Annotated in this window: 25 protein-coding genes; 17 read left to right on the top strand and 8 right to left on the bottom strand. The window is 30.8% G+C overall.

The genetic code is table 11. The annotated features are described in order from the left end of the window. Positions 1-34 precede the first annotated feature (34 nt). The 17 genes from IPH62_18610 (at position 35) to IPH62_18690 (ending at position 13,662) form a co-directional block, all read left to right on the top strand. On the top strand, positions 35-1,000 hold the full coding sequence (locus tag IPH62_18610; protein ID MBK7107290.1) for a DUF2156 domain-containing protein: 966 nt from the start codon (positions 35-37) through the stop codon (positions 998-1,000). Positions 1,001-1,032: 32 nt separating this feature from the next. Beyond that, a complete protein-coding gene (locus IPH62_18615) occupies positions 1,033-1,464 on the top strand; it encodes an NADH-quinone oxidoreductase subunit A (GenBank protein ID MBK7107291.1) in 432 nt (143 codons plus the stop codon). A gap of 2 nt (positions 1,465-1,466) precedes the next feature. Then, complete coding sequence (locus tag IPH62_18620; GenBank protein MBK7107292.1) at positions 1,467-1,955, top strand: NADH-quinone oxidoreductase subunit B; 489 nt, start codon at positions 1,467-1,469, stop codon at positions 1,953-1,955. Further along, positions 1,952-2,482, top strand: a complete 531-nt coding sequence (locus IPH62_18625; protein ID MBK7107293.1) for an NADH-quinone oxidoreductase subunit C — start codon at positions 1,952-1,954, stop codon at positions 2,480-2,482. Before IPH62_18620 ends, IPH62_18625 begins: the two co-directional genes overlap by 4 nt. A 54-nt stretch (positions 2,483-2,536) precedes the next feature. Beyond that, positions 2,537-2,893 (top strand): four helix bundle protein, encoded by a 357-nt coding sequence (locus tag IPH62_18630; protein ID MBK7107294.1) that lies wholly within the window; start codon positions 2,537-2,539, stop codon positions 2,891-2,893. Between the two features lie 40 nt (positions 2,894-2,933). Continuing rightward, the gene (locus tag IPH62_18635; GenBank protein ID MBK7107295.1) at positions 2,934-4,049 is read left to right on the top strand and encodes an NADH-quinone oxidoreductase subunit D; all 1,116 of its coding nucleotides are present in this window, start codon (positions 2,934-2,936) and stop codon (positions 4,047-4,049) included. Next, entirely contained in the window at positions 4,049-5,119 is a 1,071-nt protein-coding gene (gene nuoH, locus IPH62_18640) for an NADH-quinone oxidoreductase subunit NuoH (GenBank protein MBK7107296.1), read from the top strand. The genes IPH62_18635 and nuoH overlap by 1 nt, the downstream gene beginning before the upstream one ends. 2 nt (positions 5,120-5,121) lie before the next feature. After that, positions 5,122-5,715 carry an NADH-quinone oxidoreductase subunit I gene (locus tag IPH62_18645; protein ID MBK7107297.1) on the top strand — a complete coding sequence of 198 codons (594 nt, stop codon included), beginning with the start codon at positions 5,122-5,124 and terminating at the stop codon, positions 5,713-5,715. Between the two features lie 6 nt (positions 5,716-5,721). After that, positions 5,722-6,219 (top strand): NADH-quinone oxidoreductase subunit J, encoded by a 498-nt coding sequence (locus IPH62_18650; GenBank protein ID MBK7107298.1) that lies wholly within the window; start codon positions 5,722-5,724, stop codon positions 6,217-6,219. Then, entirely contained in the window at positions 6,216-6,533 is a 318-nt protein-coding gene (gene nuoK / locus IPH62_18655) for an NADH-quinone oxidoreductase subunit NuoK (protein ID MBK7107299.1), read from the top strand. Before IPH62_18650 ends, nuoK begins: the two co-directional genes overlap by 4 nt. 3 nt (positions 6,534-6,536) lie before the next feature. Continuing rightward, entirely contained in the window at positions 6,537-8,633 is a 2,097-nt protein-coding gene (gene nuoL, locus IPH62_18660; GenBank protein ID MBK7107300.1) for an NADH-quinone oxidoreductase subunit L, read from the top strand. A gap of 32 nt (positions 8,634-8,665) precedes the next feature. Next, entirely contained in the window at positions 8,666-10,270 is a 1,605-nt protein-coding gene (locus tag IPH62_18665) for an NADH-quinone oxidoreductase subunit M (protein MBK7107301.1), read from the top strand. Between the two features lie 37 nt (positions 10,271-10,307). Further along, positions 10,308-11,813: an NADH-quinone oxidoreductase subunit N gene (locus IPH62_18670; GenBank protein ID MBK7107302.1), complete on the top strand. Its 1,506-nt coding sequence runs from the start codon at positions 10,308-10,310 to the stop codon at positions 11,811-11,813. Between the two features lie 63 nt (positions 11,814-11,876). Further along, complete coding sequence (locus tag IPH62_18675; protein ID MBK7107303.1) at positions 11,877-12,284, top strand: Rrf2 family transcriptional regulator; 408 nt, start codon at positions 11,877-11,879, stop codon at positions 12,282-12,284. Between the two features lie 15 nt (positions 12,285-12,299). Further along, positions 12,300-12,614, top strand: a complete 315-nt coding sequence (locus tag IPH62_18680; protein ID MBK7107304.1) for a hypothetical protein — start codon at positions 12,300-12,302, stop codon at positions 12,612-12,614. Beyond that, positions 12,598-12,951, top strand: a complete 354-nt coding sequence (erpA, locus tag IPH62_18685) for an iron-sulfur cluster insertion protein ErpA (GenBank protein ID MBK7107305.1) — start codon at positions 12,598-12,600, stop codon at positions 12,949-12,951. The genes IPH62_18680 and erpA overlap by 17 nt, the downstream gene beginning before the upstream one ends. A gap of 102 nt (positions 12,952-13,053) precedes the next feature. Then, a complete protein-coding gene (locus tag IPH62_18690) occupies positions 13,054-13,662 on the top strand; it encodes a superoxide dismutase (protein ID MBK7107306.1) in 609 nt (202 codons plus the stop codon). Positions 13,663-13,726: 64 nt separating this feature from the next. On the opposite strand, the gene atpC is transcribed toward IPH62_18690, so the two are convergent. From atpC to IPH62_18730, 8 genes are all read right to left on the bottom strand, one after another. Further along, on the bottom strand, positions 13,727-14,143 hold the full coding sequence (atpC, locus tag IPH62_18695) for an ATP synthase F1 subunit epsilon (protein MBK7107307.1): 417 nt from the start codon (positions 14,141-14,143) through the stop codon (positions 13,727-13,729). A gap of 1 nt (position 14,144) precedes the next feature. Further along, complete coding sequence (gene atpD / locus IPH62_18700; protein ID MBK7107308.1) at positions 14,145-15,551, bottom strand: F0F1 ATP synthase subunit beta; 1,407 nt, start codon at positions 15,549-15,551, stop codon at positions 14,145-14,147. A 75-nt stretch (positions 15,552-15,626) separates the two neighbouring features. Then, positions 15,627-16,871 (bottom strand): T9SS type A sorting domain-containing protein, encoded by a 1,245-nt coding sequence (locus IPH62_18705; protein ID MBK7107309.1) that lies wholly within the window; start codon positions 16,869-16,871, stop codon positions 15,627-15,629. Continuing rightward, on the bottom strand, positions 16,872-17,972 hold the full coding sequence (locus tag IPH62_18710) for a hypothetical protein (GenBank protein MBK7107310.1): 1,101 nt from the start codon (positions 17,970-17,972) through the stop codon (positions 16,872-16,874). Between the two features lie 6 nt (positions 17,973-17,978). Beyond that, complete coding sequence (locus IPH62_18715; GenBank protein MBK7107311.1) at positions 17,979-18,959, bottom strand: PorV/PorQ family protein; 981 nt, start codon at positions 18,957-18,959, stop codon at positions 17,979-17,981. Between the two features lie 150 nt (positions 18,960-19,109). Next, complete coding sequence (locus IPH62_18720) at positions 19,110-19,478, bottom strand: four helix bundle protein (GenBank protein MBK7107312.1); 369 nt, start codon at positions 19,476-19,478, stop codon at positions 19,110-19,112. 38 nt (positions 19,479-19,516) lie between these two features. Continuing rightward, positions 19,517-22,321 carry a TonB-dependent receptor gene (locus IPH62_18725; GenBank protein MBK7107313.1) on the bottom strand — a complete coding sequence of 935 codons (2,805 nt, stop codon included), beginning with the start codon at positions 22,319-22,321 and terminating at the stop codon, positions 19,517-19,519. Then, positions 22,321-23,856: a hypothetical protein gene (locus IPH62_18730; protein ID MBK7107314.1), complete on the bottom strand. Its 1,536-nt coding sequence runs from the start codon at positions 23,854-23,856 to the stop codon at positions 22,321-22,323. The genes IPH62_18725 and IPH62_18730 overlap by 1 nt, the downstream gene beginning before the upstream one ends. Between the last annotated feature and the right edge of the window lie 34 nt (positions 23,857-23,890).

The raw sequence follows: 23,890 nt of genomic DNA on the forward strand, positions 1-23,890 counted from the left end.
TCCCATTTTACAAACTTATCGGTTATATTAAATTATGAATTCACTGCCTTTAAGTTGGACAATAAATAAATCAAACGAATTTTCTTCCAAGTCTATAAATAAAAATAATATTTGTTGGATTTATACTTCAAATATGAATGATGAAAATATTTTTAAAAAAGTAATTTCAGAATATTCATTTAACAAAGAATCAAATTTGTTAATTAGAGGTTGTAATTTTGAAATTAGAAATGAGCTTTCAAGACTAAACTTTTATTCGTTAAAAGTTGGAATGGAGGCAATTTTAGATACTTCTAAAAACTGCTTCAGAAAAAAATCATTAATTCATTTAGTTAAACGTGGATTAAGAAAAGGACAAATTTGCAAGTTAGATTATTCAATTGTGAATAGAAATAAGTTAAGGGATTTCTATAAAATTTCAACTCATGCTAAAGAGCCGAAATTAAAAAATTTATTTATCACCGATTTTTTGCCACATTGCAAATTATATGTCCTAAGTAACAAAAATGAATGGTTGGGGGCAATTTTAATTTCTCAAAATAGCAGAAATAAAATTCACACAGAATCTATAATTAGAACAAAATATTCACCAATTGGAACACTTGAAGCAATTATTCATCAAATTTATGAAGATGCTAAAGCAGAAAATATTAAATTCGTTAGTTTAGGAGAAGTTCCGTTTTCTGCCTCATTAAATATTTTTAAAGACGGTTTTTATTCAGCACTTATTAATTTTATTGGACAAATGTTAAATATTGCATATAAAAATAAAGGTTTATTTCAGTTTAAAAATAAGTTTAATCCCATGTGGGAACCAATATTTATTTGCAGTTCAAACAAAATATCAATAAAAGAATTATATTTTTTAATGATGCAAACTAATTTTTATAATTTGATTAAATATAAACTATTAAAATTATTGCAATTGAAATACTGTAATAAAAAAAGATTCTTTTCCCGAATTTTTATTTTTCCCAAACTTGACTTTAATAAGACCTAGTTGTAATTTTTACTTCAAAATTTCTAAGTGTTATGCTAACTGAATTTGGTAAAGTTTTTGTCTTTTTAATATTAGCTGGTGCATTTGTTGGTATTGCAATTTTTGCCGCAATGTTAATCCGTCCCAAAAGACCTTCATTTGAAAAAAGTCAAATTTATGAATGTGGTGAAAATCCGGAAGGTTCTCCTTGGGTTAAATTTAATATTCGTTTTTATGTTGTTGCTCTAATTTTTTTAATTTTTGATGTTGAAATTGTTCTGCTCTTCCCGTGGGCATTAACTTATAAAGAATTTGGATTTATTGGATTTTTAGTTGGCGCAATATTTTTACTGATTTTATTTTTGGGAATGGCTTATGAATGGCGAAAAGGTGATTTGGAATGGGCACGACCAAAAATTGAAAAACTTGAACTAAGTAAATTATTAGAAAAGAAAGTACAAAATCATTCTACTATAGAAAGTTAATTATGAGTTTTTTAGACCAAGAATTTACTGATAATAATATTGTAATTACAAAATCTGAAGATTTGTTAAATTGGGCAAGACTTTCATCCCTTTGGCAATTGAGTTTTGGCTTAGCTTGCTGCGCAATTGAAATGATGGCAACTTCAGCTTCCCACTACGATTTTGATAGATTTGGAGTAATTCCTCGACCTTCGCCAAGACAAGCCGATGTTATTTTAATTTCCGGAACAGTAACTTTAAAAATGGCAACAAGAATTAAAAGATTATATGAGCAAATGCCCGATCCAAAATATATAATTTCTATGGGAAGCTGTGCAAATTGCGGCGGACCATATTGGGAACACGGTTATCACGTTTTAAAAGGAATTGATAGAGTAATTCCAGTTGATGTTTATGTTCCGGGATGTCCTCCAAGACCGGAAGCACTTTTAGAAGGATTGCTAAAACTTCAAGAAAAAATTAGAAACGAAAGATTGAGAAAGACCGCATGAGTGTTGAAGAAATTCTTGAAATATTAAAAAATAAATTTCCAAATTTTTCTTTCAATTTTGATAATTCTCTTCCCGTAGACTCTTATATAATAATAGACCCAATTCAATTACCAGAAATTTGTACATTTTTACGAGATGACGAAAAACTTCAATTTGATAATTTGATGAATCTTTCCGGTGTTGATGATAATAATGCTAAAAAAGAAAAAGATGAAAATGGAAATGAAAAGTTAGTCGGAAGAACTCTAAGCGTTTATTATCATTTAGAATCAATGAAATTAAATCATAAATTGAATTTAAAAGTTTCTGCACCAATTGAAAAACCGGAAGTTGAATCGGTTGAATCAATTTGGAAATGTGCAGATTGGCACGAAAGAGAAGCTTTTGATATGTTTGGAATTAAATTTCTTAATCACCCTAATTTAATTAGAATATTAATGCCTTACGATTGGGAAGAAGGAAGTTATCCTTTAAGAAAAGATTTTGAAACTCCAGAATATTATAACGGAATGAAAATTCCTTATTAGATATGAGTATCAAGATAATAGATATGAGAAGAATCAGATTAGAAAAAAGGGTTGATGCATAATTTCAAAGAATTAATAGTTTGGCAAAAAGCTAGATTTTTAGTTAAAGATATTTACAATTTGGTTTCAAATTTTCCGATTGATGAAAAATTTGGTTTAACATCTCAAATTAAAAGAGCTGTAATTTCAATTTCATCAAATATTGCTGAAGGTGCTGGTAGGGATTCTGATAAAGATTTTATTAGATTTTTAGATATGGCTAATGGATCAGCATTTGAATTAGAAACTCAACTTTATTTAGCTTTTGATTTGAATTTTATAAATAAAACTGATTTAGAAAACATTTTAGGACAAGTTATTGAGATAGAAAAATTGATTTATGGATTTAGGAATAAATTAAAGCAATGTTAATTCTCATATCTAAAATCTAATATCTCAAATCTTCAAAAACATGGCGCTACGAACCGAAGAAATGGTATTAAATATGGGACCTCAACATCCATCTACACATGGAGTTTTGAGGTTAGAAGTTGAACTAGAAGGTGAACTTGTTAAAAATGTAAAACCTCACATTGGATATTTACATAGATGTTTTGAAAAACACTGCGAAGCAATGACTTATCCCCAAATAGTTCCTTATACAGACAGAATGGATTATCTTGCATCAATGTATAATAATTTTGGTTACGCTGTTGCAGTTGAAAGATTATTAGGAATAACTGTTCCGGAAAGAGTAGAATATATTAGAATAATTGTATCGGAACTTCAAAGAATTGCTTCTCATATGGTGGCTTTGGGAACTTACGGAGTTGACATAGGTGCTTTTACTCCCTTCTTATTTTTATTTGCCGAACGAGAAAAAGTTCTTACTATTTTTGAAGAAACTTGCGGCGCAAGACTTTTATACAATTATATTTGGGTCGGTGGACTTTCGCATGATATTCATCCAGATTTTGTAAGAAAGACAAAAGATTTTGTCCGTGATTTCAAACCTAGAATTACTGAATTAAACAATTTACTTTCTTACAATAAAATTTTTGTTGAAAGAACCGCAAATATTGGAATTCTTCCGGCTGATGTTGCAATTAATTATGGTGTAACCGGTCCAAATTTAAGAGCAAGCGGAGTAAAGTGGGATTTAAGAAGAAATGATCCATATTCAATTTATAATAGATTTGATTTTGAAATTCCGGTTGGCGAAGGCTTAAAAGGAACACTCGGAGATTGCTGGGATAGATATTATGTTAGAGTTTTGGAAATGGAACAAAGTATAAAAATTATTGAGCAAGCTATTGATAATATCCCGGAAGGTAATGTTCAAGAAGCAATTCCAAAAAGAATTAAACCTCCGAAAGGTACAATTTATTCAAGAGTGGAAAATCCAAAAGGTGAACTTGGTTATTTTATAATTAGTGATGGAAATGTAAATCCATTTAGAGTAAAAGTCCGCGCTCCATCTTTTGTAAATATGGAAGTTTTCGGCGAATTGTGTAAAGGTCATTTTGTTGCGGATGTAATTGCAATTCTTGGAAGTATTGATGTAGTTTTAGGAGAAATTGATAGATAATGTACGAATTTTTAATTGACGTATTCGGAAATCAAATTGTAGCATTTTTTGTTGCTGCTGCTCTTCCTTTATTTCTGTTTATTTTACCTTACGCGCTTTTTGCAGTTTTGGCAGAAAGAAAAGTTTCTGCTCATATGCAAGATAGACTTGGACCAATGCGTACCGGATATCACGGAATTTTTCAAACTGTTGCAGATATTTTAAAGTTAATTCAAAAAGAAGATATTGTTGCTAATTCTATCGATAAAAAATTATTCAACTTTGCACCTTTCTTAGTTTTTATGGGAAGTTTTGCGGCATTTGCAGTAATACCCTTTTCAAGCTTTTTTATGGGAAGTTCAATCGATATAGGATTATTTTTCTTTTTGGCAATTTCAAGTTTTATGGTTGCGGGAATTTTAATGGGTGGTTGGTCATCAAACAATAAATATTCTTTACTTGGTGCAATGCGTTCGGTATCTCAAATTATTAGTTATGAAATTCCTACTGCAATTGTTGTTATAACAATGGTTATGCTAACAAGTACTTTAAACTTAGATACAATCACAAATCAACAAACTGCATTCTTTTGGAATTGGAATATTCTTGGCGGAACCGCACCTGGTATTGCAAAATTTTTATTGATTCCTTTAATGATTGGCTCATTTATAATTATTTTCATTAGTACTTTGGCTGAAGTTAATAGAACACCATTTGATATTCCGGAAGCAGAATCAGAACTTGTATCCGGATTTTTCACAGAATATTCCGGAATGAAATTCGCAATGTTTTTCCTTGCAGAATATGCGAATATGCTTGCAGTTTCATTTTTAATTTCTGTTCTTTTCTTCGGAGGATATCATTCACCAATTGGTTATCTTGGAAATACTTTAGGAATTGAATGGTTGATTCCTATTGAACAAGCAATTTGGTTTGCATCAAAAGGCATAACATTTGTAATTGTTCAAATGTGGTTACGTTGGACTTTACCAAGATTAAGAGTTGATCAGCTTATGACAGTTTGCTGGAAATATTTAATTCCCTATTCAATTGCAATTTTATTACTCGTTGGTCTTATAACTTTAATTTGATTATGAAAGAATATTTCAAAAATACATACGAAGCACTTTACACTGTTTTAGTTGGAATGAAAATTACTTTTAAACATCTTTTCGTTCCTTCGGTAACAATCCAATATCCAGAAGTAAAACCAAAAATGCCGGAGCGCGCACGAAACAGACTATTTGTAAATATGGATGATTGTATCGGTTGCGACCAATGTTCAAGAGCTTGTCCTGTAAATTGCATATCAATTGAAACTTTAAAAGCAACTCCAGATGATAGTCCGGGTGAAACTTCGCAAGGTAAAAAGAAAGCTTTATGGGTTACAAAATTTGATATTGATATTGCGAAATGCTGCTTCTGCTCACTTTGTGTTTATCCTTGTCCGACCGAATGTATAAAAATGACTCAAGTTTATGAATTCTCAGAATTCGAAAGAGAAGATTTGCTTTATAGATTTGCAACATTAACACCTTCGGAAATTTCAGAAAAACAAAAGAAGTTTGAAGAATTTACAGCCGCAAAAGAAGCTGAAAAATTGGCTGCAGCAAAAGCAAAAGTAGAAAAACCAAAACCGGTTATTGAAAAAAAAGTTGATCCAAATACTGATAAAAAAGCAGAGTAATTTTTAATGGAATTGTACGATATCATATTTTATTTATTTGCAGCAATAACAATTGTTTCTGCGGTAATTGTGGTAAATGCAAGAAACATTGTTCATGCGGCATTTAGTCTTTTACTTACTTTTTTTGGTGTTTCCGGAATTTATGTTTTACTTGGTGCTGATTTTCTTGCAGTCGTTCAAATTATGGTTTACGTTGGTGGAATTTTAATTCTACTATTATTTGGTGTTATGTTAACAAATAAAATTACAGATGTTGAAATTCGTTCCGGTTCTTTTCAAGTTCTTCCGGCAATAATTGGATTGGCCGCATTTGCCGCAATTTTATTCGGTGTAATGACTTCAACAAATTGGAAATCGCAAAGTTTTGTAATTCCAAATACAACATCTTTTGAATTAGGTAAATTACTTATAAGTGAATATGTTCTGGTTTTTGAGCTCTTGGGAATTCTATTATTAATTGCTTTAATCGGTGCTGCATCAATTGCAAGAAGAGATAAGGAATAATTAAAGTGGAAGTTGGATTAAATCATTTTTTAGTTGTTAGCGTTGCACTTTTCTCACTTGGATTATATGGAGTTGTAACCAGAAAAAATGCTGTTATGGTTTTAATGGGAGTTGAATTAATTCTAAATTCGGCAAATATAAATTTTGTTGCATTTTCCAAATTCGGAAATTTTGGTATCGATGGACAGCTTTATGCTTTATTTGTTATAATTTTAGCAGCCGCAGAAGCCGCAATTGCTTTGGCTATTGTATTAAATATTTATAAAAGATTTGCAAATGTTAATGTTGATGAAATAAATAATCTCAAAGAATAGTTTATGACAGAATTTACAAATATCAATCTTTCATTAGTTGTACTTTTACTTCCGTTGTTTGGATTTTTCATTGTGCTATTCTTTGGAAAAAAATTCCCAAAATTATATTTGGCAGAAGTTGGAATTATAACTCTTGCATTTATTTTATCGCTTGTTATTGGTTACTCAAAATTAACTTCATTTTCGCATCAAGATATTTTATTTTCTTTCACTTGGATTGATTTTGGAAATGTTCCAAATCTTGGAAATCTTCATGTTGATTTGGGAATTAAAATAGATAATCTTACGGTAATAATGTTGTTTGTCGTAAATCTAATTAGCATGCTTGTTCATATTTATTCTATTGCTTATTTGAAAGGTGATAAAAGATATTCAAGATATTTTGCATACTTAGGAATTTTCACATTTTCGATGTTAGGAATTGTTCTTACAGATAATTTGTTGATGATGTATATTTTCTGGGAACTTGTTGGATTATCGTCATATTTATTGATTGGCTTCTGGTACGAAAAACAATCAGCTTCCGATGCCGGTAAAAAAGCATTCCTCACAAATAGAGTTGGTGATATTGGAATGTTTATCGGAATTCTAATTTTATTTACTAACTATAAATCTTTCTCATTCGATTTTATATATTCACAAATTGCAAGCGGAAATTTACCTTTTGGAAGTGAAGCTTGGTTAACCGCTACTGGAATATTGGTTTTTATGGGCGCAGTTGGAAAATCTGCTCAATTCCCTCTTCATGTTTGGCTGCCGGATGCAATGGAAGGTCCAACTCCGGTTAGCGCTTTAATTCATGCTGCAACTATGGTTGCCGCCGGTGTTTATTTAGTTGCAAGAATATTCGTAATGTTAACTGCAGATGCAATGCTCGTAATTGCTGTTGTTGGTGCAGTTACTTCATTATTTTCTGCAACAATTGCATTAACTCAAAATGATATTAAAAAAGTTTTAGCATACTCAACAGTTAGCCAGCTCGGTTATATGGTTATGGCTCTTGGTGTTGGCGCATATACTTTCGCATTTTTCCATTTAGTAACTCATGCATTTTTTAAAGCTTGTTTATTTTTGGGTTCCGGTTCTGTAATTCATGCAATGCATAATGAACAAGATATAAGAGAAATGGGCGGATTGAAGAAAAAAATGCCGATTACTTACTATACATTTTTAATTTCAACTTTAGCTATTTCCGGCGTCCCGTTATTTTCCGGATTTTTAAGTAAAGATGGAATTCTTGCCGGAACTTTGGCATTTGGCCATTTAACCGGTCATTGGTTAATTCCAATAATGGGATTTTTAGTTGCGTTCCTAACGGCTTTTTATATGTTCAGATTAGTAATTTTAACATTCCACGGTGAACCAAGAAATCATCATAAATATGATCACGCACATGAATCACCTTTTGTAATGGTTATGCCGTTAGTTGTGCTAAGTACTTTGTCAATATTTTTCTGGTACACTCCAAATCCAATTTCTCCGGATGCCGGATGGTTTACTACAAGTTGGGTAACTACTCCGCAAACTGTCGTTCCTAAAACTGCAGCATATGATTTTATGATAAATGATTTATCTGAACATTCTGTGCAAAATTCACACGGAGAAATAGTTCATTCAGAAAAATATACTCATGCTATGCATTGGGCACATTATCCGGCAATGATAATTTCATTAATTGTTGCGGGACTTGGAATTCTACTTGCTTTCACAATGTATCAGTGGAAGAAAATTTCTCCGGATAAAATTGCTGATAGTGTTAAAGGACTTTACAAAGGTTCACTTAATAAATGGTATGTTGATGAATTTTATGCAAAATCATTTATCGGCGGAACTTTAAAACTTGGTGATTTATTAGCTTGGTTTGATAAGTGGGTTGTTGACGGAATTGTAAATGGATCAGCTTATGTTACAAAAATAATTTCAAAAATAAGTGGATTGTTTGATACCTATATTGTTGATGGATTGGTTAATGGTACAGCTTTGTTCAGCGGATTTGTTGGATTTAATTTTAAGAAATTACAAACCGGAAAGGTTCAGACATATATTGTTTTAGTTGTTTTTTCCGTAATTATTTTATTTTTCATAATTGGACCTTTTTAGAAAAGTTTAAAAATATAAGGTAACACATTATAATGAATGGAATTCCTATTTTATCATTAATTACTTTTCTGCCAGTTATTGGTATGATTTTAATTCTTTTCATGCCAAGCAAAATGGCAAGAGAAATTAAGATTACATCGCTAATAATAACATTTCTGCAAATTATTCTTGCTGGTGTTTTATTAGCAAATTTTAATTTTTCCGCTGGTGGAATTTATGAAGCAAGTTCATTTCAATTTGTTGAAAAATTTCAATGGATAAAAATTGCCGGTCTTTCTTGGATTGGAACCGTAAAAGTTGATTACTTTTTAGGTGCTGATGGTCTTAGTTTACCTATGTTACTTTTAACAGCTTTGGTTTCGTTTATTGCAGTAATTTCATCATGGAGTATTAACAAATCCGTAAAAGGATTTTTTGCACTTTTCTTATTGTTAGATACCGGAATGATGGGTGTTTTTGTCTCTTTAGATTTCTTTTTATTCTACATTTTCTGGGAATTAATGTTACTTCCTATGTATTTCTTAATTGGAATTTGGGGCGGACCAAGAAAAGAATATGCAGCAATTAAGTTCTTTATTTATACTTTGTTCGGAAGCGTTTTTATGCTTTTAGTTATGATTGCATTATATTTTAGCGCTAGTGAAACTTTAGCAGATGGCACTACAGTTTTTACGTTTAATTTATTAGCATTGATGGATCCGACAAATTATACAACTAATGGTATTTTATCTCCTTTAAATCCTAATAATTATAGACTTGCAGCATATATTGCCTTGTTTGTTGGTTTTGCTATAAAAATTCCAATGTTCCCTTTCCATACATGGTTGCCGGATGCACACGTTGAAGCTCCAACTCCAATCAGCGTAATATTAGCTGGCGTTTTACTTAAAATGGGAACTTACGGAATTCTAAGAATCAGCTACCCAATTTTCCCAGAAATCACACAAGAGTTATCATTTTATATTGCTCTTTTTGGAGTAATAAATATTATTTACGGTGCATTAGTTGCGCTGGCTCAAAAAGATTTTAAAAAATTAATTGCTTATTCATCAGTTTCTCATATGGGCTACGTGTTGCTTGGAATGGCTTCAATGTCAACAACCGGAATTACCGGAGCGATTTTCCAAATGTTTAATCATGGAACAATTACCGCAATGTTATTCTTAATTGTTGGTGTAATTTACGATAGAGCTCATACTCGTGATATAAATAGTTTTGGCGGTTTAGCCAACAAAATGCCGGTTTATACATTTTTTGTAACCATTGCTTTTTTTGCCGCAATTGGTTTACCAAGTTTATCCGGATTTATTTCCGAAGCATTGGTTTTTGTCGGAGCTTTTGGTGTTGCCGAAATTAGAGTTTTAACAATGGTTGGTACTTTGGGAATTTTACTTGGCGCTGCTTATATGTTGTGGACTTTACAAAGAATTTTCTTCGGCGAATTTAATAAAAAGTGGGAAGATGTTTTAACTGATATCACATTTAGAGAATATGCAATGTTTATTCCTTTAACAATTATAATTGTGTTTTTAGGAATCTATCCATCGGCAATGTTGGATATAATGAATACATCTGTTAATACACTTGTACAATTTTTAAGCGATAAAGCTCAAGGTTTTTCCTTAAGCGGAATGTAATTTATAATAAATTTTTACTCAGAATTCTGATAATAAAATGTTTGAAAATCTTTTAACCGATATCTCTTTAATAATTCCGGAAGTAATAATTTCGGGAACATTGCTTCTATTAGTTTTGGTTGATTTAATTTATAACAAAGATAAATCAATAATTCCTTTTATTGGATTGATTGGATTATTTATTGCATTATATTTTGCGATAAATGGTTTGAGCATAAATTCAACTGCATTTGTTGTAAGTTCCACAAATAATGATTATGGATTATTAACTATTGATTCATTCGGTTCATATTTTAAGATTATAATTTTAATTACTTCTATTCTAATAATTTTATTCGCAAAAAATTCAGCGGAAATAAAAAATGTATCAGAGCGTTCCGGCGAATTTTATACTTTAATTTTCGGAATGATTTTGGGAATGCTTTTTATGGTTTCCGCTTCTGATTTGATAATGATTTATTTATCCGTAGAATTACTTTCACTTTCCTCTTACGTTTTAGCCGGATTTACAAAATTAAGAGATAGAGATACTGAGGCTTCGTTAAAATATTTAGTTTACGGCGCTGCTTCATCGGGAATTATGCTTTTCGGAATTTCAATAATTTATGGCTTAACTGGTAATACAAATTTATTTGTAATTAATGATGTTTTTAAATCGACAAGTCTAAATCTATTAGCATATTCCTTTTCAATAATTTTATTTTTTACCGGAATTGGATTTAAAATTTCAGCAGTTCCATTTCATTTCTGGACTCCGGATGTTTATGAAGGTGCTCCAATTTCTGTTACTGCATTTTTATCTGTCGCAAGTAAAGCCGCCGGTTTTGCTCTTCTAATCCGATTTATTAAAACAACATTTTTGTTGAAAGAAGTTAGCGGAAGCTGGATTCTTTTAGAAGGATTTGACTGGCAAAGTTTTATTATAGTTATTTCGATTTTAACAATGACACTTGGAAATTTTGCTGCATTGTGGCAAGATAATGTTAAAAGAATGCTTGCATATTCAAGTATTGCACACGCGGGATATATGCTTTTGGGAATTGCTGTTTTAAGCGATCAAGGTTTATTAGCGGTAATGATTTATTTCTTAGTTTATTTACTTATGAATATTGGCGCTTTCTATATTGTTATGATTATTGCTAATCAAATAAATTCCGAAAATTTAAATGATTATAATAAACTTGGATATGCTTCCCCATTTCTCGGCGTTTCACTTACAGTATTTTTAATTTCTTTAACCGGTTTACCGCCAACAGCCGGATTTATTTCAAAACTTTATATTTTCATTTCTTTAATTGATGCAAAAATGATTTTTGTTGCAGTTGTTGCAGTTTTAAACAGTGTTGTTTCACTATATTATTATATCAGAATTCTCAAACACATGTTTATTAGCGAAGCTGAGCAAGAAGTTCCGCAATTAAAACTTTCGGCTAACGAAATTGTTTTCATTCTTATTTTGTTAATTCCAACGTTACTTTTTGGAATTTACTTTTCACCGCTTGTTGATTTTGCCCAAAATTGTTTGGCAATTTTAATTAATTAATTTTAACTCTTGTAAATCTGTAAATACTTTTTTATTTTATATACGACAATTTTAGTCGTGTTTATGATAAAAATTTCTAAATCCGTTGAATATTCAATTCTTGCACTAAAATATATTTCTGATAATAAAGAAGTTAAATTAAGCAGCTCAACTATTTCCGGCGAGCTAAATATTCCTTACGATTTATTAGCCAAATTGCTGCAAAAATTAGTGCGAAAAGGAATTATAAAATCAGAGCAAGGAAAATATGGAGGTTATACTCTTATTGTTCCATCTGAAAAACTTACAATTCTGCAAATTATTAATGCCTTGGATGAAAATATTCAACTAACAAATTGTAGTTTTGAAAATGCTACAACGGAAAATTGCGGGCGGCTAAATAATTGTTTTATAAGAACTCCTTTTTTGAATTTACAAAATAAAATTAATGATATTTTTGAATCAATTACATTGCACGAAATTTCAAATTAATATATTAGAGACATTATGAATCAGCTTGAACATTTAAAATCAAACAAAAACATTTTTTTCAACTTTATGAAAGAAGATTATCCGTTATTTAGATATTCAAATTTATTTTTGCGCGATCTTCAATATGCAATTAAATCATATTTTGATATGAAAGAAAATCCAATTAGTTATTCTCAAGCAGAAATAATTGCAAGAAATTTTATTGATGAATTATTAAAATCAAATGATATTTTGCAAATTGATAAAAAATCTTGGAAAGTAAATTTTGATATTGGAATTAAACACAAAGTTTCAGAACCGGAAGGAGTTTCAAATGAACAGCTCAATTGATACAAGTTCAACAATTACAATTTCGGAAAAAGCTATAAAACAAGTTAAACAAATTATGAGTGAAAATAATATTCCAGAAAATTATTCGCTGCGAATAAGTGTAAAAGGCGGAGGATGTTCCGGTTTCACATATAATTTAGGCTTTGACGGTGACGAAAAAGACGGAGATACTTTTTTCGAAAATGATAATTTTAAAATCGTTGTTGATGGAAAAAGTTTATTTTATTTACTTGGAACCGAGCTTGATTTTAGTGATGGTTTAAATGGAAGAGGTTTTATTTTTAATAATCCAAACGCAACCAAAACTTGCGGCTGCGGTGAATCTTTCGGAGTTTAGATGAAAAGAAATCAATTTTTAATGTCGCTTGGAATTTTACCATTTGTAACATTTAGTTCAAAGATTAATTTATTATCGAATAAAAACAAAAGGAGTAATAATATGAGTAAGTTTGAATTGCCAGCTTTACCATATGATTTTAATGCACTTGAACCATACATTGACGCAAAAACAATGGAAATTCATCACGGAAAACATCATGCTGCATATGTAAATAATTTAAATACTGCAATTGCCGGAACCGAGATGGAAGGAAAAACTTTAGAAGAATTATTAGCTAATATTTCAAAATTTCCGGCAGCGGTTAGAAATAATGGCGGCGGACATTTTAATCATTCACTTTTCTGGACAATTATGGGAAAAGGAAAAGGTGGAGTTCCAACCGGTAAATTAGCTGAAGAAATTAATTCAACATTCGGATCATTTGAAAGTTTTAAAGAAACATTTTCTAAAGCTGGTGCAACAAGATTTGGATCGGGCTGGGCTTGGTTAGTTGTTTCCGGAAGAAAATTAGTTGTTTCATCCACACCAAATCAAGATAATCCTTTAATGGATGTTGCTGAAGTACAAGGAACTCCAATTTTAGGATTGGATGTTTGGGAACATGCTTATTATTTACATTACCAAAATAGAAGACCTGATTATATTACAGCTTTTTGGAATGTTATTGATTGGGATGCTGTTTCAAAACGTTTTAATGATGCAAAATAATTTGATGTAATTTAACAAAAGGGTTTAAATATATTTTTAAACCCTTTTTATTATAAATCCAAGTTTATAAAGAAGAATATTTGTGTACTGTCTTTAATCTATTTATAGCTCTTTTCAAAGCAAGTTCGGCACGCATTTCATCAACATTCTCATTTCGCTTATTTTTCAATCTATTTTCTGCGCGTATTTTTGCTTCTTCTGCTCTCTTTATATCGATAGAATCTGCTCGTTCAAAAGATTCAGCCAAAATAATAATTTTATTGTTTGATAATTCTAAAGTTCCGCCGCTTGTTGAATATATTAATTTAGAATTTTCAGTTTCTTCAATTTTAATTTCTCCAATTTCTAAAGAACTTATTATTGGCGCATGATTAAAAAGTATTTGAAAATTTCCGTTAGTTCCAGGAACAGTTACAGAAATTACTTTTCCTTCATATCCAATTTTACTTGGAGTAATTATTTCTAAGTCCAACTTTTTCATGTTAAGCCATTTTTTTAGCTTTTTCTACAGCTTCTTCAATTGTACCAACATACATAAAAGCCATTTCTGGTAAATTATCATGTTTGCCTTCAAGAATTTCCTTGAAGCTTCTTATAGTATCTTCTAATTTTACATACTTACCCGGAATTCCCGTAAATTGTTCAGCAACATGAAACGGCTGACTTAAAAATCTTTGAATTCTTCTAGCTCTTCTAACTACAACTTTATCATCTTCTGAAAGTTCATCCATGCCCAAAATATTAATAATGTCTTGTAAATCTTTATATGCTTGCAAAATTTCTTTAACTTGACTTGCAACTTTATAATGTTCTTGTCCTAAAATTCCCGGTTCAAGAATTCTAGATGTTGAATCTAAAGGATCAACAGCCGGATAAATTCCTAATTCAGAAATTTGTCTACTTAAAACCGTGGTAGCATCCAAATGAGAAAAAGCAGTTGCCGGTGCCGGATCAGTTAAGTCATCAGCCGGAACATAAATTGCTTGAACAGATGTAATTGAACCTTTATCAGTTGATGTAATTCTTTCTTGCAACTCACCCATTTCCGAAGCTAAGTTTGGCTGATATCCAACCGCAGAAGGCATTCTTCCTAACAAAGCACTTACTTCTGAACCAGCTTGCGTAAAACGGAAAATATTATCAATAAACAATAAAACATCTCTTTCTTCAACATCTCTAAAATATTCTGCCATTGTTAAACCGGTAAGACCAACTCTTAATCTTGCGCCTGGAGGTTCATTCATTTGTCCAAATACTAAAGCAGTTTTATCCAAAACTCCGGATTCTTTCATTTCTCGCCAAAGATCATTCCCTTCTCTTGTTCTTTCACCAACTCCGGTAAATACTGAGTAACCACCGTGCTGTGAAGCAATATTATGAATGAGTTCTTGAATAATTACAGTTTTACCAACTCCGGCCCCACCGAATAAACCAGTTTTACCGCCTTTAGAATATGGCTCTAACAAATCTATAACTTTAATTCCGGTTTCAAACATTTCCTGCGAAGTAGAAAGTTTATTAAATGCCGGTGCATGATGATGAATCGGAGCTTTTCGTTCAGTTTTAATTTCACCTAATTCATCAATTCCTTCGCCTAAAACATTTATTAAACGTCCTAAAGTTTCTGGTCCAACCGGAACAGAAATTGGTTCGCCGGTATCTATCGCTTTCATTCCTCTAACTAATCCATCAGTAATATCCATCGCAATAGATCTTATTCTGTTTTCGCCAAGATGCTGTTGAACTTCTAAAGTTAAAACTGATTTTACTCCATCATCTTCGCGTGGAATATGAATTGCGTTATAAATTTCCGGAAGTTTTCCACCTGAAAAATCAATATCCACAACTGGACCAATTACTCTGACAATTGTTCCTTCGTTAATAGCCATTTTTCTCCTTTATGTAATAAAACAATTTGTAAAGTTAGGGATTATTGAATTATTTTTCAATTTATTACTTTTAAACTATTTTAATAATGTCATTTTTTTTACAGAAATTTTGTTATTTATTTGCATAACGCAAAAATAAATCCCCGTTGTTAGATTTTCTGCATTAAAATTAATTTCATAATTTCCGGGCAATTGAATTTTATTGACTAAAGTTTTTATTTCCCTTCCAAGAACATCATAAACCCTTAGTTGTAGAGACGCAAAATTTTGGGTCTCTACGGTACCAATTGAATATTTAATTGTTGTACTCGCATTAAACGGATTTGGATAATTCTGAATTAACACAAATTGATTTACAATTTTAATATCAGATTTAATTGAAGTAAGAGGTTCAACTTTAAAATCGGCAAAAACCGGAAGATGATCCGATGAATAATAAAGTGCTGTGGCAATTTCATCTGAAACCGAGGCATTAGGCAATTCGCTGATTGCTTTGTTAAAATGATTTCCGTCATTTCCAAAAGATATGTAAGTGTTAGGAATGTATGTAATTCCCCCAGTATCAATAATTGATTGTGAAGCAAGAATCATATCAAATCTATCATCAATTCCACCGGTTGAGCCTTCATCTGAAAGATTTGCTAATCTTGTTGATTGCGTATGAATTCCTCTGTAAGTTGAATTATTATGCCAATAACCAATTTGATTTATCGGATCTAAAAAATATCCGGAATTTGTTTTTTCAATTAATTCTTGAAATGCTGGCTCTGTAGAATAATAAATATTCAAATCCCCGACTAACAAATAATTTTTACCTGGAGAAAATTTATCTGTAACTTCTCTTAAAATTTTCACTTCTTCCAATCGTTTTTGTCGATCTGTTTCCGAATCACTTGCTTTTAAGTGGGCAGAAAAAATAATTAATGTATCATTCGTATTTTTATGAACAAAAATAAGTTTGGAAATATTTCTTAAAGCGGTGGAAATTGGTTCATTATCAATAAAATTAAAAACTGAATCTTTATAAAAAAGTGCATTATCGGTATCGTAACCGTTGACAAATTCTCCGGCTGTATAATTCGAATCTAAAACTTCATTTAGAAATAATTCAACACCGGCAGCACTTTCCATTTCTTGTACGACTAAAATATCCGGCTTTATTTCATTAATAATTTTCTTGAAATACGGATTTCGTGTTGAAGAAATTTTGCTTGGATAATTTAAAATATTATATGTCATTACTCGGAAAGTATCTTGAGCGAAAATAATAGAATGCGAAAAAAATACAAAAAGTAAAATGTTAAATTTATTTTTTTTCATTTAATCAATTTCAGTTGAAAGAATAAATCGTAAAATTCTGTTATTACCCGTATCCAATATGTATAAAGTTCTATCATAATGTGCAACGGCATGCGGCGATGACATAATTTCAGTTCCGCCAAAAGATTCTAATTCATCACCAAATGTATTGAATTTGAAAACACTATCTTTTTCTGCATCAGCAACATAAATATTATTTGATTCATCCAAAGCAATATCTTCCGGTTTACCAAATTTATTTACACTCATTAAATCGCAAGAAAACGCACTCAGTTTTGAAAGATATCCTTCAAAATCTGAATTAGAAATAAATTCCAGCCACTGAACTTTAAAACTATTATTTCCGACTAAAGTTAGAATAACATCCGCACTTTTTGAATTAAATGAAGTAAGTGAACTAATTTGATTTGCAGATAAAATTCCGGTTCCTTCCGGTTCCAAGCCCGGAATTTTAAATAATGAAATTGTACCGTTATTTAGAAATCTTACTCTAATTATTGTATTGTCTCTATCAACTGGATTTGAATTTGACGGACCTTTCCTTGAAACATAAACTGAGTTATCATAAAAAGTGCAAACTCCGGTGTAAAATCTATCACTTCTGTTAAATGCAAAAGGATCAATACTTGGATTTTGAGGAAGAATTCTTTCCAATTTTGTGTTTGATAAAATATGACCGGTTTCAACCAAATCAATTTTATATAATGCGCTAAAAGTCAAATTTTGATTATTAATTAAAGTATCAAACTCTGCAACAACAAATAAATTAAGTTTGTAATCTTGCGCAATTGCAATTGGTTTTTTAATATTTATTTCACCCAAAATTTGTCCGGAAATATCAAGCATAACAATTTTATTATTATCAGTATCGGCGACATAAATGAATAAATCTTTTCCAATAATCATGTCTTGCGGATTATTAAAACCGATCCAATTTGGAAATTGCTGAATATAAAGTGTATCTCCAAAATTGCCGCCATTATCAGTTTTGGAAATATTTAAATCGTTAATATCAAATTTATCTGTGCAAGAAAATGCAAAGATTATCAATCCAATAATTGCAGAAAATTTTAATATCGATATGATTTTTTTATTTAACATTTTGTTTTACAAACCAAGAATAATTGAAAATCTGTGAGCTGAACCAAGTCGTTCAAAATTTACAAATGAATAATCCAGAGTAAAATCAGCAAAATCATTATTCATATTTACGCCCGCACCAAATGAAAGATCTTGTTCATCAACATTAATTTTATAACCACCACGTATAAAAAACATTTCATGCCACGAATACTCAATTCCGGTTGATACATTTTCACTATTGTCATTTGGATGATTAAGCTGAATTGAAGTTGTAATTCTATGATTTTCATTTTGATAAGGTTCTAAAGCAAAACCAATTCTAAACATTGTAGGAGGAGAAAACGACTGCCATTGCTCTTTTTTTCTTCCGCCGAATAAAATTACTTTTCCATCCGGAGCTAATTCATTTCCAAAATTTGTAATTGTAACTGCAAATCTTGTTGAACCTAAACCAGTGTAATAAAAAGTTCCTAAATCTACTAAAACTCCGCGCATTTTTAATTTATCTAAAGTTTCTTCAAAATACCTAATTGTTGCACCAAAGCTGAATTGTTCGGTCATCTTTCTTGAATAAGTTGCAGAAACTGCAAAGTCACCAAAAGAAAAATATTCGCCGGTTCCAAACGGATTAACTTCCGTTGTAACTTTCATATCTTCCATATGAAGAGATGTTAACGAAATTCCTACTGCATCATTTGTTGATAAATGATAATTTGCGCCAAGAAATTCATGTCCAATATCTACAATCCAATTATTGTGAGAAAACATTATTTCATTTTTTTCTGATAAAACCAATCCCGCTGGATTCCAATAAAGCGAAGAAACATCATTTGCAATTGCTACAAATGCATCGCCCATTGCCGTAGCTCTTCCGCCAACTCCAATTTTAAGAAATTGCGCTGTAGAAATTCCGGCTCGCTGTCCACCCAAAGTTGGGAAAAGTTGAGCATTCAATTCTACAACTGAGAGAAATATTAGTAAAAATATTGTAAATATTTTATTCATAAATTTTTTTATAAAACTCAAAAAACAAAAGTCAAATTACAAACAAACGACAAATAACAAATTTTAGAACTCAAATTTCAAATTCAAAAAAAAGCAAAAACCAAATTTCAAATAATTTTCAAACTCAAAAACACAAAATTTAAAATACATTTATTGAGACTTTTCAATAATTGCAGAAAATATTTTTGTTAATTCAACTGATTCTTGAATAAGTTTTTTAATTTCATTTTTATTTTCCAACTCATTTGTTTCATCAATTAAACGCAGCCAATAACCACTTTCTTTTGCTTCTTTTCTGCTTATTTGAACTTTCAGTAAAAAATCTTTCTTACCTAATGATTCATTTGCTTCAATATAATTTGCACCAACAGAACCGGAAGATCTAATAACTTGCTTAGAATCTTCGCCATTCGCAATTGTCTTTGGAAGAGTTTTAATTAAAATTCTTACAGATTTCGCAAACTCAAATGTTCTTTCTTCAAGATCATATTTTGGTTTTATATTTTGAATATTGTTCATTGAAATTTATTTGTTATTTGTCTTTTGTTTTTTGTTATTTAAAACTTTAGACTAACTCCAAACTTTATATTTCTTCTTGTTAAATATCTTGCCGGATTATACGGATATGGATTTAACGGTGCTTGCAAATCCGGATAATTGGGATCATTCCAAGTTGACGGAGTTGCATCACCAATTTCATAAGCTTTTCCGGTTACTGGATTTACAATTGCAGAATTTTCAATATCAAATAAATTATTTACTTCTGTAAATACTGAAAAATTTAATCCATAAAATTTAAAATATTTTTCTATATTCATATCGACCCAAAACCAATTATCACCTACTGATTCTAAAATATTTGTTCTGTCATAAGCATATTCCGGTCTGCTATCAGTATCATAATTTCCGGTAAAAATATATTCGGTATATCGTTTCCCGGATTGATAAAATAATCTGAAATAAATATTTATATCATCTAAAATTCCAGAAGCAAAACCAAATAACGGTTCATCCTTTTCTATGTAAAAATTCATACTTCCGTTGAAAGTAAAAGGTCTATCCCAAGACATAAATTGTTCTTTAATTGATTCATCCAAATCGCCGCGTAAAATTAAAACTCCTTCTTCAGCCGATGAACTTTTGCCGGTAATAATTGCGTAAGACAATGACAACATTCCGTTAAACCATTTCCCAATTCTTTTTTTATACTCTAATTCAACGCCGCGCGATTTTGCATAATCCAAATTTGCATAAGTTGTAAAGGATTGAGTTGCAAATCTAGGCGATGTAATTTTTGCAGTTCGCGTTCTCACATAATCAAAAATATCTTTGTAGTAAGCTGTAACTGTTAAAACGTCATCTGTAGAAAATTGATTTTTTAATCCAAGCTCATATGCAACAGTCGTTTCCGGATTTAAATTTGGATTTCCAAAAGTTTGAAATGATGACTGCGCATTTGTTGGACTAAGTTTTGCATAAATATATTTTGGATTCGGCCATTTGCTGAAATGTCCGTATGAAAAAAATAAAACTTGATTATCAGTTACCGGATGTGAAATTCCCAAGCGCGGACTTAGCCTTGCTTTGAATCTATTTCCGTTAAACCACTTAAAAGTATCTTCTTTATATTTTATTCTTGTTTCATCTGGAATTGTAATAACATCCGGATTTTCAATTGCATCATCAACATATTTTCCAGGGAACCAATAATCTAATCGCATTCCGAAATTTAAAATCATTCCGCTGAAATTTATATTATCTTGAGCATAGAATGATCCTTTTGCCGGATGAACTTTGTAAATATCATTGTTTAATCCAAGTTCGCCGATCCAAGGTTTGTAAATATCAATCACTTGCATTTCTTGAAAAATTAAATCGAAGCCGGCTTTAAATTTATTTTTCTCATCAAAAAAACTTGTAACATCACCTTTAAAAGAAAATTCATCAATGTAATGATCACGCCAAGTATAAGGATTTCCTACATCCCAAAATCCATCACCGGGAATTACGCCAATCGTATCAGTATCCAAATTATAATATTCAATCGGAAAAGTTACGATATCTTTCGGCTCAATATATACACTCCAATTCTTACCGTTTGCATCTGCTCTTAAGTTGGAGAAAAATTTATTAATCTTCATAGTATAGAAAGTACTTGAGTTTAATGTGTGAGTCCAAGTAACAGAGTTGAAAGTATTATTGTGAGTAAAAACATTTGCATTATCTAAATTATATTGAAACTCATATTGATAACCCGGGCTTGGTTCAACATACTCTAAATTGGATTGCAACGATTGAGAATTTTGATTTATACTTACCGATTGATTATACGAATAATCTAATTTCATAGTTGGCGAAATTGCATAAGTTAATTTGCCGAGCCAGAACCAATTATTTTCCGCACGCGGAGAAAATTTTGTTCCGTGAAATGTTGAAGAATAAATTTGTGATGCTGTTGGTTTATAATAACCTTGAGTAATTCCATCGCTAATTCCCATATAAAAATTTGCGAAGAAAGAAAGTTTTCCAGGAATTTGCAATCCTAATTGTGGAAGTAAAAAAGTTGTTATTGGTTCAGGTCCGCTAAAATTTGCTTCTGCTACATCCAAGTTAAAAACATGAGAAGATGATTTATTTCCAAAATTATCACGCTTATATGAAATTGTTCCAGAATATTTTTCTCCGCCTTCACGAGTCTTAACATTTATAACTCCGGAAGTCGCTTGACCAAATTCTGCATTAAATCCGCCGGTAATAACTTCAACTTCTTCAATTGCATTGGCGCTTAATTGCAAACCAAATCCGGTTCCAGCTAATGGGTCTTGAATGGAAACACCATCCAACAAAAATGCATTTTCATAAGATCTACCTCCGCGGATATGAATTGCATTATCAGATTGAACAACACCAGCTTGCTGAGTAACAATATCTTTAACATTTTCAATTACTGCAACTTCAATTTCATCTCTTCCTATTGATTTTACACTTTGTGTTTCTTCCGCATCAACCAAAGGTTTTTCTCCAACTACAACAACATCTTGTTCCATTGTTAAAACAGTTTCTTCCATATTGATATCAAGCAATGTTGTTTTATTTGATAGAACTTCAATTCCGGTAAAAACCATTTGCTTAAAACCAATTAATGTTGCTTTAACTGTATATTTTCCGGGAGTGATTTTTTCAATTACAAAATTTCCATTGTAATCAGTTGCTGCGCCGTAATATGTTCCTTCAATTATAATATTTACGCCGGGCAAAGCATCTTTTAAATTTTTATCAATTACTTTCCCTTGAATCTTTCCGGTGTTTTGAGCAGAAATTATTGATTGAAATAATAAAAATATTATTAAAATTTTCTTCATTAATTCAATCCAAACTCATTTACAAAAATATGATTGAGTAAATTTCCAACATTTCCATTTGCATCACATTGATGAAGTGGAAGTCCGATAAAAAATAAATTTTTGGTATGATTTATCAAACCAATACTTCCGTTAATTTGACTGCTTGTCAAATCATAAACTTTGGATGCAGTAATTTCACTTACTTTAAAAGTTCTTACAAAGCCAATTGTGGATTGGGTTTTTAAGGTTGGATAATTTTCAAATTCCGTTGAAGGTAAAATATTTGCACCAGCAAACATAAAAGATAAAGTTTTTTTACTATCAAAACTTTCTATTGGTAAAAACGTTTGAGCAATTTGTGTTGAAAATTCAAAATTATCCGATGAATCTTGAAACGTCATTGAGAAGGCAATTTTTCCACCATTCTGTAAATAATTTTGCGTTACTAAATTTGCTAAATCAATTCTCGGATTTGAACCGGAATACCAAAATATATATTTGAAAAGATTTAAAGTATTTTTGAATGTTATTGCTTCATAAGGAAACGAAATATTTTCCAAATCAAGTTCGTTAAATTTTCCATCTGCAAAAATGTTAAAATTGTTTCTATAGAATTCTGCAGCTTGAGTTCCGCCAATAAAATCATCAAGAATTAATAAATCCCCTTTTGGTTTTGAAACAAACCAAGTTCTGCTTGTATCTGGCAAAGGTAAAAATTTGGATTTTGATCCGCTTACATCAACACCGCGAATGTACAATCTATTAAAATTATCCAATTGCAAATTTTGAAGTTTTTGCGATTGCAATTTATTTTCATCGGCATTTATAAAAATATTCATTTTGGGAATTGTGGAATTTATATCATCAACAATTAGAGAGATTAATCGCGTTGAACCATTTAACGAAACAAAATTGTTTGTATCATTTAGTGCAAGATGAATTTCAGTAATTGTCTCATTTCCGTCAAGATCAAATGCGTTCCATCCAATTGTCATAGCTGGAAACGAAATTTCCGGAAGAACACTTAAATCATTCCATGTAATTTCCGGCGGTGAATTTTTAATTGGGAATTTTTGCGCTGCGGGAGTTTCATCAATTAATCCAAAATCAATAAACGGTTCGCCATTATCATAAATATTATTTCCATTTAAATCTGTAAAAGGTTCTGAGCCAATATTAGAATTGTTAAAAATAATTTCATTATCATAAATTCCATTGCCGGAATTATCAATTGCGGAAATATAAAATACATAAAATGTATCTACGGTACCGATTGGGAGCGCAAATGTAGAATCATTGGAAGTTGTAAAATTCCAAGTTTGATTTATTCCTTCCCATTTAAAAATATAACCAATTATTAATCCGTCTTTATCATCGCCCCACCAATGAACTTGGAGTTTACTTTTTTGCTGACTTATTTCTGAATTTGTGTAAATAAATAAATGAGTTTCCGGCGATTGATTTTCAACCGGATTATCATTTAGTGTTTCATTACAACTTGAAATTGCAACAATAAGAAACAATATAAAATATTTTAGTAATTTTTTTTTCAATTTCGTTTTTTTTGTAGAGACGCAAAATGTTACG

The organism is Ignavibacteriota bacterium (assembly GCA_016708125.1).
Lineage (GTDB): Bacteria > Bacteroidota > Ignavibacteria > Ignavibacteriales > Melioribacteraceae.

Bases quoted from the DNA above. Each gene is read 5' to 3' on its own strand.
- IPH62_18650 (MBK7107298.1), top strand. From the start codon at position 5,722: ATGGAATTGTACGATATCATATTTTATTTATTTGCAGCAATAACAATT.
- atpC (MBK7107307.1), bottom strand. From the start codon at position 14,143: ATGAAAAAGTTGGACTTAGAAATAATTACTCCAAGTAAAATTGGATAT.
- IPH62_18665 (MBK7107301.1), top strand. From the start codon at position 8,666: ATGAATGGAATTCCTATTTTATCATTAATTACTTTTCTGCCAGTTATT.
- IPH62_18615 (MBK7107291.1), top strand. From the start codon at position 1,033: ATGCTAACTGAATTTGGTAAAGTTTTTGTCTTTTTAATATTAGCTGGT.
- IPH62_18620 (MBK7107292.1), top strand. From the start codon at position 1,467: ATGAGTTTTTTAGACCAAGAATTTACTGATAATAATATTGTAATTACA.
- erpA (MBK7107305.1), top strand. From the start codon at position 12,598: ATGAACAGCTCAATTGATACAAGTTCAACAATTACAATTTCGGAAAAA.
- IPH62_18625 (MBK7107293.1), top strand. From the start codon at position 1,952: ATGAGTGTTGAAGAAATTCTTGAAATATTAAAAAATAAATTTCCAAAT.
- nuoH (MBK7107296.1), top strand. From the start codon at position 4,049: ATGTACGAATTTTTAATTGACGTATTCGGAAATCAAATTGTAGCATTT.
- IPH62_18680 (MBK7107304.1), top strand. From the start codon at position 12,300: ATGAATCAGCTTGAACATTTAAAATCAAACAAAAACATTTTTTTCAAC.
- IPH62_18670 (MBK7107302.1), top strand. From the start codon at position 10,308: ATGTTTGAAAATCTTTTAACCGATATCTCTTTAATAATTCCGGAAGTA.
- IPH62_18710 (MBK7107310.1), bottom strand. From the start codon at position 17,972: ATGTTAAATAAAAAAATCATATCGATATTAAAATTTTCTGCAATTATT.
- nuoL (MBK7107300.1), top strand. From the start codon at position 6,537: ATGACAGAATTTACAAATATCAATCTTTCATTAGTTGTACTTTTACTT.
- IPH62_18635 (MBK7107295.1), top strand. From the start codon at position 2,934: ATGGCGCTACGAACCGAAGAAATGGTATTAAATATGGGACCTCAACAT.
- IPH62_18610 (MBK7107290.1), top strand. From the start codon at position 35: ATGAATTCACTGCCTTTAAGTTGGACAATAAATAAATCAAACGAATTT.
- IPH62_18715 (MBK7107311.1), bottom strand. From the start codon at position 18,959: ATGAATAAAATATTTACAATATTTTTACTAATATTTCTCTCAGTTGTA.
- IPH62_18675 (MBK7107303.1), top strand. From the start codon at position 11,877: ATGATAAAAATTTCTAAATCCGTTGAATATTCAATTCTTGCACTAAAA.
- atpD (MBK7107308.1), bottom strand. From the start codon at position 15,551: ATGGCTATTAACGAAGGAACAATTGTCAGAGTAATTGGTCCAGTTGTG.
- IPH62_18725 (MBK7107313.1), bottom strand. From the start codon at position 22,321: ATGAAGAAAATTTTAATAATATTTTTATTATTTCAATCAATAATTTCT.
- IPH62_18645 (MBK7107297.1), top strand. From the start codon at position 5,122: ATGAAAGAATATTTCAAAAATACATACGAAGCACTTTACACTGTTTTA.
- IPH62_18720 (MBK7107312.1), bottom strand. From the start codon at position 19,478: ATGAACAATATTCAAAATATAAAACCAAAATATGATCTTGAAGAAAGA.
- IPH62_18690 (MBK7107306.1), top strand. From the start codon at position 13,054: ATGAGTAAGTTTGAATTGCCAGCTTTACCATATGATTTTAATGCACTT.
- IPH62_18630 (MBK7107294.1), top strand. From the start codon at position 2,537: ATGCATAATTTCAAAGAATTAATAGTTTGGCAAAAAGCTAGATTTTTA.
- IPH62_18705 (MBK7107309.1), bottom strand. From the start codon at position 16,871: ATGAAAAAAAATAAATTTAACATTTTACTTTTTGTATTTTTTTCGCAT.